We start from the raw sequence: 15,395 nt of genomic DNA on the forward strand, positions 1-15,395 counted from the left end.
TCTCCGCCCACCGAGGGATATTCAGACAGAGCCGACGCCATCAGCGCCATCGGCAGCCGCCTCAGGTAGGTCGATCAACCGATGACGCGTGTCGCCCATCCTCGGGGTGCGCCACACCTGCTCGTGGGGCCAGTGCTGGTGCAGAAGGTCGACCGTCGTGACCGCCACCGGCGCCCGCAACGGCCGGCTCATCAGATCCGCCAGCAGGTTGGCCTCCCGGGCCGCGTCGCGGGCGATGACCAGCACCGCACAGACCGGCACGACGGGGTCGGTGCGCCGGTAACCGGCCAGGACCCCGCCGAGGCCTGCGGTGGACTGCTCGCGCTCGGCGATGGCATCACCGACCGGACCTGGATCGACGTGCGCCAAGTACCGCACGCACCGGCCGTCTTCGAGCCACACTCCATACCCGTCAGCACGTAGATGCGCCATATCCCGCTCCCGCAACCACACCGACGTGTCCAACGTCGCCGACCACTGGAACAACCCGCACCGGCCTGGATCCTGCCGAGACACCGCCAGCAACGCCAGGAACAATAGGTAATGCACAGCACCCCACTGTCGCTGACCCAAGTGCAGCGGCACCAACCGCCCGGAGACTGCGAGGTCGCGGGCGAGCAGCTCGGTGCCCTGCTTGGTGATCCGGTACCCCACGCGTGCGCCCGGTCCTCCGCCGACCGCTCCCGGCCCACCAGCCCCGCAGCGTGCGGCCACGTCAGGTTCCGGTGCGCGGTTAACCGAGGCACCCCCAGCACCACCGCGACGTCATCCGTCGTAGCCACACCGTGCAACGCCAGGAGCGACAGGATTGGCCACCGCCGAGGCGTCACCTGCACACCCTCGGCCGCCCACCGATGATCCCCTACCCATCAACGGCCGGCCATCCCGATCGAAGCCGGTGGCTCCACGATGGAGCTTCCACACCCTCAAAACGGGGTTTGTGAGACGTTTTCCATGATCACTGTTCATGGATTCATCTGAAAAGCTGATGATGGAAGCCGCAGAACCGGCATTCCGCCTTCAGGCAAAACCGGGCCGTCTCCGACGCCAAAGGACCGATGACCACGGCCAGCCGGGGACCTCGCTGGCCCGGACCCCGCCGCGTCCCCACCGACGCCACGCCTTTAAGCCTCTTCCGCGGATCTCTCGATAGATGCACAGCTTTGATCATTCAAACAATCTAGGAGAAACCGCCGATACTGCCGAGCATCCTGCGTGCGCAGCAGACGTGAGACGTGCGAGGGATACCAGCGTTCACCGCCACCCGGGGTTGGCGCCCCTTTCTCATTCAATTGCTCTGCGATATCGACTTGGCGGACGCCCAGCAGGGACTTCTCGACCACTGCCCGAAGCACGTCGTCCTTACAGCGCCTGGGGCGTCCGAGCCGTATGCCGATGGAACGGGCCTCGGCGAGGCCTTCTATGGTTCGTGCAGAGCGCAGGCCACTGCTGCCCACGTTATCGGCCTGATCGTCGAGCATGTCATCAAGGATTTCCAGCGCCCAGCCGAACTCGATGGCGTGACGTCTGAGCCCTCCTGCGATGAAGTTGGTTGGGCCGAGCCGGTCCCACCGCGTGACGAACAGTGCTTGAGCGGCGCCCATCTCCAATCGTCTCAAGGCTTCCGGTAGTCGCACGGGGCGTTCGGCCGCCTCATCGCGGATCGTCCACACGAGTTCGTACGGCACGGGAAGCTGGCGGGCGACGACTGCCCGGCGGATCGCTGCCGCCTGCGCGCTCAAGACCGCAGCGGACTCCTCCGGCAAAGAGCGTACGTAAGCAAGAACCGGCACCGTTCGGCGCATCGGACCACGGTACGCGCTCCCCCGCGTTGACGTCACGGTGCACCACCCGCACGTCGGAACAGGCTGACCAGCAACGCAAGTACTCGGAAGGCATCGTTGCGTCGCTGCCGCTGCGGGTGCAGCACAGCCACCGCGGCTGCCAAGGCGGCCAGCGCCAGGAAGACACCCAAGGCGATAGCTAGCAGGGAGCCACCCGGCAGGTCCCCCAAGATCATATTGCCCTCCCTCTCGTCGTGAAAGAAGAGAGGGAGACCGACGTGGACGACCGAATACAGATTCGCCGGGCGATGGTCCGTTCCCACTAAACGATCGCATCTTCCTTGTGCCCAAGAGCAAACAGAACCGACATAACTGGCCTACAGGGTCCTGCAGCCACGCTCCCGCCGACCGCCGACGGCTCGACGTAGCCGCATCGTCTCGGCCACGCTGGCCCGGTCCACCGGCTCCCGAGCAGTCGCCGAGCAACCGCCCGGCAACCACGTACACGAAAAAGGCCCCGACCCGGTGTGAACCACCTGGTCAGGGCCTTGATCGTTGGTGCGCCGCCAGGGACTCGAACCCCGAACCCGCGGATTAAGAGTCCGCTGCTCTGCCAGTTGAGCTAGCGGCGCTCGCTGACAACGGGACGAGACGTTAGCACGCCCGCACACCACCCCGGAAACGCAGGGTCGGCCTCACCGCAGCGCCAGCGTGACCTGCCCTGTCGCGGCCCCGGACGGGTCCACCACCAGGGTGTACGCCCCGGAGGCCGGCAACACGGTTGGCCCGATTTCGCCGGCCCCGTTGATCACGCAGCCCGTGCCGACGGTGCTGCCGTCGGGCGCGTGCAGGGCCAGCACGCCGCACTGGTCCGGCAGGTCGGAGGCGGTCGCGCTCACCGTCACGGACGCGCTGGCCGTGACGGTGAACCGGTAGCCGGTGATCGCGCCGGGCCGGTCCACGACGGCGACGACAGGCGGTCCGCCGACCGAGATCGTCGCCTCCCGGTCCCGGCTGGCGATCAGCCGCAGCGTGGTCGTGCCGGTGCCGCGTTCGGTCGGGTCGACCACCACGGTGTACGTCCCGTCGGCGGGCAGCAGCGTGCCGTCGATCTCGCCGGCGCCGTTGATCACGCAACCGCTGCTCAGCAGCCGTCCCTCGGCGTCCCGCAGCTCCAACGGCGAGCACTGGTCGGTGAGCGTGCTCGTCGGCACCTCCACGTAGACGCGCTCCCCCGCGCGCCCGGTGAACCGGTAACGCGCCCACGCGCCGGGTTGCGCGACGGTGGCGGTGACCGCCGGGCCGTTCGGCTGCACCGTGCCGTCGCTGTCCCGGGCCGAGTACACCCGCACGGCGGCGCGGCCGGTGTCGCCGGGTGCGGCGACGACCCGCAGCGCGTACGTGCCGGTGGCGGTGAGGTCGACGCGGTCGACGTACCCGGCGCCCTTGATGTTGCATCCGCTGGCGATCTCCCGTCCGCCCGGCTCGGTGAGCACGTACGGCGAGCAGCGGTCGCCGATTCCCGGCGCGGTGGCGTCGACGAAGACGGCGTCCCCGGCGCGGGCGGCGAACGTCAGCGGCTCTCCGCCGGGGGTGAGCGTGGCGGTGGCGACGGGTACGGCGGTGATCGGGGTGGCGGCCGGCGGGGCGACCCGTTCGGTGGTGGCGCCGGCCACGGCGAACTCGGGTCGGCCGCTGACCGCGACGTCGAAGACGCATTCGGCGAGCTGGGCGGGCGCGGTCACGCCGGCCCAGCGGCAGACCTGTTCGGCCGCCGCGCGCCGGGCCGGGTCGAGGTCGCCGACGGTGACCTCCCGTTCCGGGAACGCGCGGTCGGTGAAGGTGCCGGTGTCCTGCCCGTCGTCGTAGTGCAGCAGCGAGCGTTCCGGGGTGATCCGCCAGCTGTCCGCGTACGCGGGATAGAGCTTCCCGAACGGCACCGGCTGGGCCAGCGCCGCCCCGGAGGCGGGCGCGATGTCGTCGTCCGGGTCGCCGTCGAAGTCGCCGAGCAGTCCGCGTACCTTCCCGGCCCTGGTTTCGGCGAGCCGGACCAGCACGCGGTAGCCGTACCGGCCGATCTGGTCCACCGCCGCCGCGGACCCGTCCGGCCACGTCACGTCGTACCCGTCGGTGGGGCCGGTGTCCGACGGACGGCGGGTGAGGATGCCGCCGCCGACCAGGTCGGTGCGGTCCGGCAGCGCGGCCGGTGACGCGCCGTCGACGTGCACCCGGGTGCCGCCGTCGGTGAGGGTGAGCGCTATGCGGTGCGCGCCGATCCGGAACGCGACAGCCGAGTTGACCGAGGCGGTACGCGTGCCGGCCATCGGGGCCTGCCGGACCTGCACCTCCAGCGGGTCGCCGCCGGTGGACGCGACCAGCGTGAACTCGCCGACGGCCTGGAAGTCGTAGGCGACCCGGTCGAACGTGACCAGGTGCGGGTCGCCGTTGCTGCCGCCGCAATCAGCGCCGTCCTCGCAGAGCTTCACCGGGCCTTTCGGCGGCGGTGTCTTCTTGGCCGGTTTCTTGCACTCGTCGAGGTTCTTCGGCAGCGGCTTCCCGTCGTACTCGGTGCGCGGCGGCAGCCCTTTCGCCGCCCGGTAGCGGTTCTCCGCGAGCGTCGCCTTCACCTCGGCGGTACGGATGCCGGTGCCGCCGCACTCGCCCTGCGGCACCGCGTTCCGGGAGATGTCGTCGGCGTGGTTCAGCTCGTGGTAGAGCGCGGCGCACGGGTCGCGGGCCACCCCGTCGCCGTACGGGTCGGTGGAGTTCGGGTTCCACGTGACGGTCGAGGAGCCCTTGCCGTCGGCGCTGTCCGGCGTCTCGAACGCGCCCGATCCACCTGTGGTCGGGATGATCCGCACGCGGGGACTCTTCTTGTCGCGCAGCCGGGGCAGCAGGCCGGACGGGTCGCCGCCGGGTAACGCGAACCCGGCCAGGCAGCCGTCGACAGCCGCCTGGAAGTCGACGCCGCTGACCGGCACCCCGGCGGTCGGGTCGACGCCGTAGTCGGCCCGCGCCGGCCGGGCACCACCGCCGACGTACGCGCCGACGGCCACCAGCAGCACCAGGGCCACGGCGGCGGCTGTCGGCCGGCGTCGTCGGCATACCAGCAGCAGCACGACCAGCGCGACGACGAGCAGCGCGAGTGCTCCCCCGCCGACGCACCAGAGCCAGCGCCGGCCGGTCCCGCCGTCGTCGGACACGGTGAACGTGGCGGTCCGCAGCGCTGTCGCGCCCGCACACGGGTTCGTCGCGCCGGTCACCGGCAGCGTCACGTAGCCGGCGGTCACCTCGTACCGGCCGGGTGCGCCGACCGGCCAGAGCGTGTCCAGCCCACCGCCGTCCGGGGTGGCGGCCACCGAGCGGAGCACGACCTCGCCGTCGCGCAGCCGTACCCCGGTCGACGCCACGACGGCGGTCGCTCCCGGCTCCACTGTGGTGAGCCCGGCGGTGGCGGCGGCGCCGATCCCGTCCTCGAAGAAGCTGCGGGCCAGCGTCGGCTCGACGTCGCGCCCGTCCCGGCGTACCCCCGTGACCTGCACGGTGCCGACGGGCCCGGTGGCGAGCGCGCACGCCGACCCGGTCGTGTTCGTGACGGTGAGGTCGAGGCGGACCTGGTCCCCGGCCTGGTAGTCGGCCTGGCCGGGCCGCAGGGCCAGGCCGAGGCCGCCGTCGGCGGGCGCCGCGGCGCCGCTCGCCGACCCGGTCGCCAGAGCGGTCGCGAGTACGCCGAGCGCCGCCGCCAGCCGCAGGGTCCACCTCATGGTGCGGACTGTAGAAGCGGGTGGGCCGGTTTCCGCGCGGTCTGTCGGGGACCGGTCGGAGCCGTATCCTGCTGGTGATGAATGTCTTCGGCACGGTCGCCGACCTTTACGAGCGCGCCCGGCCGGGATATCCGCCGGAGATCGCCGGGTCGATACTCGCCTACCACGGCGGCGCACCGGCGTCGGTGGCCGAGGTCGGCGCGGGCACCGGGAAGGGCACCGAGGTGCTGGCCCGCCTCGGTGCGCCCCTGACCTGCGTGGAGCCCGACGCGCGAATGGCGGCCCGGCTGGCCGAGCGGTTCCCGGAAGCGCGCATCGAGGCAACGACGTTCGAGCGGTGGTCGCCGCCCGCCGGTGGGGTGGACGTGCTCGCCTGCGCGATGGTCTGGCACTGGCTGGACCCGGCCACCCGCAACGCCCTTGCCCGCCGCGCCCTGGCGCCCGGCGGCACCCTCGCCGTCTTCGGGCACCGCTACGACTACGCCGACGCCGCCCAGCAGGCCGCCGTCCGGGCCGCACTGCGATCCGTCGACCCCACCGTCCGGGAGCGGCCCGTCGACTGGTTCCACCGGGACGTCCTCGACAGCGGACAGTTCGACGACGTACGCCGCGAGGTGTTCCGGCGGGAACTGCCGCTGGACAAGGAGCGGTACCTGGCGCTGATGCGCACGTTCGGGCCGTACCTGTCCCGCACCCCGGACCAGCAACGACGCGGGATCGCCGCGCTGGACCGGCTGGTCGACGACTTCGGCGGCACCGTCGTGCTCGACCTGCGGACCACGCTGGTGCTGGGCCGGGCCGATGCTCGGTGACCGGTGGGGTGTCTCCGACGACGAGACACGTCGCCGGTACCCGTGCGACCACTTCGTCCCCGCGCCCACGTTGCGGGCGTGGCGCGGGGTGAGCGTGGACGCGCCACCTTCCGCCGTGTGGCGGTGGGTCGCCCAGATCCGGCTCGCGCCGTACTCGTACGACTGGATCGACAACCTCGGCCGCCGTTCACCGCAACGGTTGGTGAACCTTCCCGAGCCGGTGGTGGGCGAGGCGTTCACGACTGCCGGCGGGCGGCGGCGGGGCCGGATCCTCGCGGTCGAGCCGGGGCACCACCTCACCGGCGAGATCATGGGCGCGGTGCTGTCGTACGTCCTGGTGCCCGACGCCGGGAACACCACCCGCCTGCTGCTCAAGGTGGTGATGCGGACGAACCCGGTGATCGCCCTCGGTGGCTGCCTCGGCGACCTGGTGATGGCCCGCCGGCAGTTGCTGAACCTCAAGCGGCTCGCCGAGTCCGGCGATGGGTCGGCTCGCTGACCGTCGTGGCTAGACCCCCGGATACGTTCACGACCGGCAGAGGTTCTCGACCTACGCTACGCCGATGGCCGGGCTGGTCAGTGGCTCTCCTTACCCTGATGACGGCCATCGGCCCGTTGCTGTGGTGGATCGGCGTGGGCACCGCATCTGCACCCTGCTCAGCAGCTGCCAGCAACCGGTGCGCGCAACTCCGCACTTCGTTCTCGCCCGGTTCGCGCTATCGAAACTCCCCCAGCTGGTTCATCAACGTCATCCGGAGAGCTGGTGAAGAGTTCAACTCCGGTTGACGAGATTGCGTACGACGAGTCGCCGTCGAAATCAACCGTGAGACCGCCCTGAGCTAGCTCCTCAAGCACGGCCGCGAGAGGCCTTCCCGTTAATTGAGTTCCACCAAGTGACACGGCTGTTTCGCCTCCGATCTCTATGAAGGCGAGGCGGTCCAGCTCGTCGTAGGACAGCATGACCATTCCATCTTCATAGATGTCGGTCACCCCCGTGCCCGGCACTCGCTCGAAGGCCTTGTAGCTTCCGAGCCGCTCGCGGTGACTGGAACGGCTCTCCCCGAACCGGGCACGATCAAGGCCGACCCCAGGCAGGACTTCCAACACGCTTGCCCCCAGAATGATCGCAGCCTAGAAGCGTGAAAAGGAGTTGGACAGCTGAATACCCATGGCCATCCCGTTATCAGCTCATGCACCCGCGCCAGATGATCACGGACTGCTCCGGATCGTCGTTCGCCGACACCACACCCGACGGAACAGCCCGTCGTAGTCCGGGCCGCCCTTGCCATCGATCAACGCGAACTGCACCGCCGGACTCGCCGCGAGCTGACAGAACCGGGCGTTCAGCAGTGAGGTCTTGCCGAAGCCGGCCAGCCCCGCGACCACCACCCCGACACGCCCCAGGAACGAATGGTGACCGGCTGGCCATCAGCGTCAACACCCGCTGACCATGTCCGCGCGTGGTCGGCGGTCGTGGTCAGCCCGTCCCAGGCGTCGGTTGGGTGAGCGGGTCGACCAGCAGCGCCCGCAGCCGGACCAAGCCGGGACGGACTTGTTCTACCCGTACCTGGGGCACGCGCCATGCGCCGGTGAGATGCCCGGCGGCGTTCTGGAACTCGGCCAGGCCGAGCCGGTCGACCGTCGAGGCGTCGACCACGCCGAGACCCCGCCGGCAAGCCAGGTCGGCCAGCCGAACCATCTACCTACTCTTATCGATATATCGGCATGTGTTGCGAGTATCTGACAGCAGCCGTGACAGCAACCGCCATGAACTACAGCGCACGTCCACGCACGGCGTGACAACACGACTACCGCGGCGCCCGATCGGGCGCCGCGGTAGTCGTGTTGTCAACCGAGGGGCGTCAACTCGTAGCTGTCCATGAGTAGCCTGACCACACGAGTCAGATTCTCAATCGAGTTCGCCTCGCGCAAGTTCTCAAATGTGCCCTCTCCAACGTCGATCAGCGATACCAATCCTCTGTTCTCGCTACTGCTTGCAAAGAAGATGTGGCATCGGTATGACTGGGGCTCGGTGATTAGTCCGCCGTTACGAAAGAGCGGACACAGAATCGCAGTCGATCCCGCCGCAACCTCGCTCCGAAGTGCGTCGTGTGAACTCCAGCGAGCTGACCACCCGCGGTGTCGGTTCTCTTCATTGATGCGGACCAAGTCTTCGAGGCTGGCCATGCGAACGCCGAAATCAGCGTCACGTGGACCGATCTTGGACTCCTGCCGGTACGCCGAGTCGCCCGGCATCAGTCAAGGTCCCAGAAATCGCTGAGATCCCGGCGGTATTCTTCGATCCGAACCTTAGTACTTCCCGTAATCCTCTTGTTGTTGGGATCGTCCGCTCGTCGAATGATCTCATTGATCCGGTGGTGCCCGTTCACGATTGTTCCGCTCTCATTGATTCGCGCTACTCCACCATCACGAGGGGTATTGAACGACGCCAAGAGGTCGTCGTCACTCCAGGTTTGCATGTCCGCAGCCTTATCTGGATCAATGCCGTGCCCCTCAATCGGCTTAGCATTGCGAAGATCATCAACTGAGGTCCCGCAGTTGTGCACGAGCACCGGGGTGTTGCCGGCGACCACATAGTACGTGTGGATGTCGTCGATCGTGAGGTTGTGGACCTGTGCCGGCTCCGTCCACTGCCGGGTCGCGCTGATCTGCACGTGGGTGCCGGCCGAGGTGCGCAGCCACTGACCGGCCCGCAGATCGGCGGCATCGACCCACTCGTCGAGGCCGGGTACCCAGAACGGGTGGTTGTCGGTGGCGACCACGCGCTCCGTGGCGTCGCCGCTGTCACCGTCGGGATCGATGGTGACTTCGACCAGGTTCTTGCTGCCCTGACCGATGATGGTCGCCACCACCGGCTTGATCGTCGTCTTGCCGGTCACCGGATCGGTCACCAACACGATGTCGCCGGTCTTGACGTCCTCGATCGGCTTGCGCGACCCGTCGGCCATCACCACCAACGTGCCGGGCACGAAGCTGTTCTTGCACTTGATGAACGCCTTGGCGTTGTCGACCAGGTCGATGAGCAGGCCCTTGACCCGACTGGTCAGGTTGGCGAGTTTCTTCCACTTCCATGGAGCGCCGTATCTGACTGCGAGTTTGCCCAGCGCACCACCGATCGCCGCACCCGCGACGTTGACTGCCGTGGCCAGGCAGCCGCCCATGTCGCCCTTGAGGAAGCAGTCCAGGGCATCGGTGATGCCCAACTCGTCCATCAGGATCTTCGCCAGGGCCTTGGCGGCGTTGAGCATCTTCGCCTTGGCCGCGGCGATCCGCCGCTGCCTCTCCTTCTCCGCCGCCGCCCGCGCGGCCGCGGCCCGCTCCTCCGCTGATGCCCGCGGGTTGTTGTGGACGTTGATCGTGGGCTCGTCCGGGTCGTACGCGCCCGAGCAACCACCGCAACCGTCGTTGTGGCCCTTGACCTTGTGGTAGTTGCCGTACATGTCCTCGTAGTCGGCGCCCGGCCCGCAGGCGTCGTCGGAGCAGGCCTTGAGACCGTCCGGGTCGGAGAACGAGATCGGGTTGTTGTTGGCGTACGCGTACCCGTTCATCTGCTGCGGGTCGTTGACGTCGATGATCGGGTCGACCGAGATGAACCGGCCGGTGATCGTGTCGTACTCCCGCGCGCCGATGTTGACCAGGCCTGTCGTGGAATCGATGTTCCCGTTGACGAAGCCCTTCTCTGTCGGCCACTGACCTGGCGAAGCGCCCCGGTTCTCGCCGTACGGGGTCATCCGCCGATGCGTGACAGCGCCGCTCTGGTCCACGACTGCCTGGCCGGTGCCGTGGTGGTCGTTCGCGACGTACCGGAGGCCGTCCACCTTGCGGACCAGGCTCGCCCCGCCCGGAAGCGCGTAGTACCGGGTGGCGTCGGTGGACCGGGTCTGGTGGTTCAGCCGGATCTCCATGCCCGGCAGGTAGAGCGTGGTCGAGGCCGGCTCCTTGCGGAGCATCCGGGAGCCGTCGACGTCATAGAGGAAGCTGGTCTTCTTGCCGGCTTCGGTGACCGACTCGAGGTTGCCCTCGGCGTCCCAGACCAGGGTCTGGTCCTCGCCGGCCCTCGTCCGCTTCTTCGTGTTGCCGGCCGCGTCGTACTCGTACGAGTACAGCCGGTCGCCCTGCGGAGTCTTCTCCGTCATCTGGCTCAGCGTGTGCGGCTGCGCCTGGCCGGCGGCCGGATAGGTGTAGCTGCGCTCGATGAGCGGAGTGCCGTTGGTCCCGTACTGGACCTCGGTCTTGCGGTTGCCCGTGACGTCGAAGGTGTAGGCGTGGTGGTAAGGGGCCACGCCGCCCACCCCGGTGACCGAGGGCCCACCGGCGCACGGGTCGGTCGCGGTGCTCGCCGACGTCCAGGCCCGCTCCATCCGGCGCAGGTAGTCGTACGTGAAGCACTGCGTGTCCTGCGTCCCGGACGGGTTGTTGGCGATCCGCAGGATGTTGCCGGACTGGTCGTACGTGTAGCGGGCGTCGATGTCCACGACCGGGGCCGACTCGCGGTCCAGCCGTTGCCGGGTGAGCCGCTTGGAGCCCTGCTCGTACTCGTAGGTCGACCAGACCTTCCGGGTGCCCACCCGAGCCTCGGTCTGCAGTACCTCGCCGGTGCCGGCGTACTCGACGTCGGTCAGGTAAGGGGCGTCACCGGTCGTCGCGGTCAGGCGCTCAAGATCGTCGTAGGTGTAGGCGATCGTCTCGAACGGCAGCCCACCGCCGTCCGACATGCTCACCGACTGGATGCTGCCGTCCCGGTTGTACTCCGTGCCGAAGGTGTAGAAGCCGGCCAGTTCGGCACCGGCGTGCTCGGGCACGGAGTAGTAGGTGGCGTGCGGCCGGTAGAACTCGTCGTAGATCGAGAAGTACGTGGCGTACTCGTGTCCCTCGATCCAGCGGCTCGTCGAGGAGAGCTCACCGAGCATCTCCAGGTCGTACGTCCAGCTGCTCAGCAGCTCCCCGGTGTCGGCGGCCCCCTTGTAGACGGCGATCTTGCGGCCGATCTCGTCGTACTTCGTGCTGATCGTCTGGTTGAGGGCGTTCGTGGTGCTGGTGAGCCGGTCCAGGTCGTCGTAGCCGGACGTCGACGTGCCGGCGTCCGGGTCAATCGACTTCGTCTTGCGGCCCAACTGGTCGTACTCGTGGGACCAGACGTTGCCGGCCGGGTCCTTGACCGTCTTCAGCTGCCCGGCGTGCGTGTAGGTGTACTCGGTCTTGTCGAAGTCGCCCGTAGGACCGCTGCCCTTGTACTGCCGCAGTTCGGTGGTCTTGCCCAGGGCGTTCGTGATCGAGGTCGTCGGGGTGCCGCCGGCCGGCGGGTCGACCGAAACCCGGTCGCCGCCGTAGGTGGTCGTGGTGCGCCACTTCTCGTTGCCCGCGACCGCGAAGATCTCCGCCGTGACCCGGTCCGCGCCGTCGTAGACGTACAGCGTCTGGCCGTTGACGTCACCGTTGACGGCCGGGTAGATCACGTCGGTGGGCGTGCCCGCGACCGTGTACGTCGCGTACGTCTTCGCCAGCTGGCCGGTGCCGGTGTAGAAGGTGTCGGCGACCGTACGGGTGCCGTCCGGGCCCTCCGACTGCACCTGGCGGGGCCGGAGCAGACCGTCGTGCAGCTTGTACTCGACGCTGTAGGAGCCGTCGTTCTGCCGCCGCTCGGTCTTGATGGCGACCGGCTTGTCCGTGCGGACCAGGTAGCTGTAGCGGATGCTCGGCTCCAGCCCGCTGGCGCCCGTCCGGTCCGGCATCCAGACCTTCGCCAGCCGGCCCAGGGCGTCGTACTCCAGGACGCTCTTGAGGCCGTTCTGGTCCACCTGGCCGACCGGCACACCCCACGCCGGGGCGTAGTCGGTGGTGGTGACGAACTGCAGCGGGTTGGTCTCCTTGACCTTGGTGGTCAGGCCGTTGGTGTCCGTGTACACGGTCTTCGTGACCCGGCCCAGCGCGTCGACGGCGGTCAAGGGCCGGCCGTACGCGTCGAACGTGCCCTCCGAGGCGCGGATGTAGGTGGCCGTCGTGCCGTTGTGGCTCTTCAGCCGCTCGGTCCGGGTCGGGTTGCCCAGCGTCGGCGCGACGCCGAACGCCTTGCCGTCGTAGAGCGTCCGGGTGTCGGAGATGACCTGCTTGCTGCGGTCGGGGGTGGCCGAGCACGCCACCGACACCGACTCGACCCGTGACACCAGGCTGTACAGGTGGGCGGTCGCGTTGTCGGCGTACGTGGTCCGGCTGCAGGCCTCGTCGCCGGTGACCGCCACGTCACCCTCGTTCTCGGTCTCGGTCACCCGGCCGAAGCTGGTCTCGAAGGTCGAGGTCTGCTTCGTCTCCCGCCACCCGCCGGCGGCCAGGGCGACCAGGCTCCGGGCGGTGGTGGTGTTGATGAACCAGGCCTTCTTGCTGCCCCAGCTGTGGGTCTCCGTCGCGGTGTTGTGCCGCCACGGGACGGCGATGCTCTTGCTGACCGCGTCGGCGCCGTCGTAGACGATGCTCTCCAACTGGTGGCCGGAGAACTCATTGTGGTCGGTGTGGCTCCCGCCGGTGGAGTCGGCGACGCTGACGGTACGCGTGCCGCCGTCCGGATCCTTGTCGCCGTGCATGCCGCGCAGGTAGCGGTACTCCGTCTTGGTCGTCTGGACCTGACCGTCGCCGGCCGTGACGATCACGCGGCCGTAACCGCGCCAGTCGCTCCAGGTCAGGTCCTTCGGGTCGGAGATGCCGTCCGGGTCGGCGTGCCGCCAGGCCGCACCGTCCAGGTACTGGTAGCGGGTCACCATGTCCGGCGCCCCGCCGGTGCGGTCGGTCTCGACGACCTGCTCGACCACGTACTTGTGGAACCAGTCGGTGATCGGGTCGCCGCTGCCGAGCGGGTTCCACTTCACCGGATAGCAACGCCTGGTGCTGTTGCCCGGCGTGGGCAGCGTGCTCTTGGTGCAGTCCGGGGTGGCGTAGTTGACGTCGATCTGACCACCGGCGTCGGTCCACACGGTCGCCAGCCGGAAGCGGACCAGCGGGGCGATGTTGTCGCCGTCGCGGTCGATCCGGTTGGGCAGCTGCAGGCCGCCCAGTTCGACCGACGGCATGGCGATGTCGGCGCCCGGCCCGTAGAGACCGGTGTGGGTGATCTTGTGGAGCCAGAGGGTCCGCGAACCGTCACCGTTGTCGGTGAGCAGGTGGTCGAGCTTCCAGTTGTCCACCGGCGTCCAGCCGGTGCCCTCGCGGATCTCGGTGGTGATGCCGGTCAACCGGGCCCGGGTCCAGAACGTCGGGGTGATCTGGTCGAGCTTGCACTTGGTGTCCTTGGCGCAGTTCCGGTCGAACGGCACGTCCGGCCAGTAGGGCGCGGTGGTGGTGTTCAGATCCTGCGGGTCACAGTCGACGTTGCCGGACGGCAGGCACCGTTCCTTGGTCTCGAAGCGCACCCGGGCGGGGGCGTTGGTCGTGTAGACGGCCTCGTGTCGCTGGCCGTAGTCGACCCGCTTGAGCCAGCCGCCCCGGACGTACGGGACACCGTTGACGTCGGTCTTCTTGCCCCGGGCGTAGTAGTTGATCTCCTTCTCGTAGAAGTACGAGGTGACGTTGCCGTAGCGGTCCTTGACGTAGTCGAGGCTCCAGCGCCACGCCTGGTCGCAGTAGGCCGACGTGAACGTCGCGTTGTAGCAGGGCTCGCCCGAGTCGTCGCCGTAGATCGGCACGGTCCAGGTCGAGCCGGTCTCCTCCTTGCCGGAGGTCCAGCCGGGAAGCCGGTTCAGGCCGAAGTGGTACTGGGTGCCGTCGGTGGTGGTGACCCGCCAGTACTCGCCGTCGTTGTCACCGTTCACCGCGCCGGTGAGCCGCTCGACCTTCGAGCCGTCGTCGGTCCCGAACCGCCAGGTGTCACCGGTCTTGACCAGTTCCGTCGACTTGCCGTTGAGCAGGATGGTCGCGTTGTCGTACGCCCAGCACTGGTCGGCGTACTGGTCGTGCCCGTCGTCCGAGCAGGGCTTGTACCGGCGCTCGATGTGCCCGGGCTCGTAGTTGAAGCCCTCACCGATCCACGAACCCTGGTTGTTGGTCGTCGCGGTCCGGCCGTCGACCGACTGCGACGAGTAGGCAAGCGCGATCGGCGGTGCACCGCCGCCCGGCACCGGCGGGCTCCGCAGCGGGTAGCTCCAGGAGAAGCCACCCGTGGAAGGGGCCACCGACCACTTGGACGACGGGGACAGCTTCGTGGCGCCGTAGTCGCCCTGCGAGGAGGAGTCGGCGGCGGTCATGGCGAAGAGCGCACCGGTGCCCGCCTCGGCGGAGAGCGTCTCGGCGGCGCTGTCGTTCGTCGTCGGCAGCGGAACCGGGGCACACTGGGCCTTCTCCGGCGTGGTCAGCGCGCACTCCGGCAGGCGGACCAGCCGCAGCCGGGCGCCGAAGTCGCCACCGAACGCACCGGCGACCCCGCCGTAGCCGAGGTCGAGGCGGACGTTCCCGGCGGCGGCCTGACCGTCGGCCCGGTCGAGCCGGACGATCGGGCCGTCGACCTTGGCCTTCTCCGAGGCCTTCCGGTCGAGCACCTCGATGCGTACCTTGCCGGGAGCGGAGGCCGCCGGGCGGGCCGAGTCCGGCGCGGCGGCGGGTGCGGCCGACACCGCGACCGGCAGGCCACCGATCTTGGCGGTGGCCGCCGGGGCCTTCGAAGAGCCGGCGGTGGAGCGGGCCGACGCGGGCGCCGGCACGGTGATGTCCGCGGCGCCAGCGGCGGGCCAGGTGACCTTCGCCGGGGCGGTGGAGGCGGCAGCAACCGCCGGGTTGGCCGCCTTCGGCTTGGCCGGCAGCGGGTCGCGCTTGGGCAGGACCTTGGACGCGTCCGAGGTCGACGGACGGTTCGGCTTCGCCTCGGCCGAGGCGGGTGGGGTCGCGATCTGGATGAAGCCGGCGGCCATGACACCGGCCATCGCCCAGGAAACCGGTCGTACGGTGTGGCGGACGAACCCGCCGGACCGGACCAGGAGTCGGGAGAACATCACCCCTCCAGGGGTTACGGGAGAAGAACGGGAAAGGTCTCG

Annotated in this window: 7 protein-coding genes, 1 tRNA gene and 1 pseudogene; 2 read left to right on the forward strand and 7 right to left on the reverse strand. The window is 69.0% G+C overall.

Going from position 1 to position 15,395, the window contains the following annotated elements:
- Positions 1–21: 21 nt before the first annotated feature.
- The 4 genes from IF06_RS0109010 to IF06_RS34710 all read right to left on the reverse strand — a co-directional run bounded on the left by IF06_RS0109010 (position 22) and on the right by IF06_RS34710 (position 5,548).
- Positions 22–654: a hypothetical protein gene (locus IF06_RS0109010; protein ID WP_013284414.1), complete on the reverse strand. Its 633-nt coding sequence runs from the start codon at positions 652–654 to the stop codon at positions 22–24.
- A gap of 470 nt (positions 655–1,124) precedes the next feature.
- Positions 1,125–1,805, reverse strand: coding sequence for a recombinase family protein (locus IF06_RS33045; protein WP_198039650.1), 681 nt, complete (start codon positions 1,803–1,805; stop codon positions 1,125–1,127).
- Between the two features lie 535 nt (positions 1,806–2,340).
- Positions 2,341–2,416, reverse strand: a tRNA-Lys gene (locus IF06_RS0109025).
- Between the two features lie 63 nt (positions 2,417–2,479).
- Positions 2,480–5,548, reverse strand: coding sequence for a VWD domain-containing protein (locus tag IF06_RS34710; protein WP_030270189.1), 3,069 nt, complete (start codon positions 5,546–5,548; stop codon positions 2,480–2,482).
- A gap of 77 nt (positions 5,549–5,625) precedes the next feature.
- Here IF06_RS34710 and IF06_RS32790 point away from each other — a divergent pair, with 77 nt between their 5' ends.
- Both IF06_RS32790 and IF06_RS0109040 read left to right on the forward strand, forming a co-directional pair.
- A complete protein-coding gene (locus tag IF06_RS32790) occupies positions 5,626–6,360 on the forward strand; it encodes a class I SAM-dependent methyltransferase (protein WP_013284411.1) in 735 nt (244 codons plus the stop codon).
- Positions 6,350–6,859 carry an SRPBCC family protein gene (locus IF06_RS0109040; RefSeq protein ID WP_013284410.1) on the forward strand — a complete coding sequence of 170 codons (510 nt, stop codon included), beginning with the start codon at positions 6,350–6,352 and terminating at the stop codon, positions 6,857–6,859. The genes IF06_RS32790 and IF06_RS0109040 overlap by 11 nt, the downstream gene beginning before the upstream one ends.
- 158 nt (positions 6,860–7,017) lie before the next feature.
- Here IF06_RS0109040 and IF06_RS33565 read toward each other — a convergent pair whose 3' ends face one another.
- From IF06_RS33565 to IF06_RS0109055, 3 genes and pseudogenes are all read right to left on the reverse strand, one after another.
- Positions 7,018–7,467 carry a hypothetical protein gene (locus IF06_RS33565; RefSeq protein ID WP_167545735.1) on the reverse strand — a complete coding sequence of 150 codons (450 nt, stop codon included), beginning with the start codon at positions 7,465–7,467 and terminating at the stop codon, positions 7,018–7,020.
- A gap of 74 nt (positions 7,468–7,541) precedes the next feature.
- Positions 7,542–8,014 (reverse strand): annotated as a pseudogene (locus IF06_RS32040) (hypothetical protein); the annotation flags it as partial.
- Positions 8,015–8,615: 601 nt separating this feature from the next.
- Complete coding sequence (locus IF06_RS0109055; protein ID WP_030270198.1) at positions 8,616–15,353, reverse strand: polymorphic toxin-type HINT domain-containing protein; 6,738 nt, start codon at positions 15,351–15,353, stop codon at positions 8,616–8,618.
- Between the last annotated feature and the right edge of the window lie 42 nt (positions 15,354–15,395).

The organism is Micromonospora globosa (assembly GCF_000717585.1).
In the GTDB taxonomy this organism is placed as follows: domain Bacteria; phylum Actinomycetota; class Actinomycetes; order Mycobacteriales; family Micromonosporaceae; genus Micromonospora; species Micromonospora aurantiaca.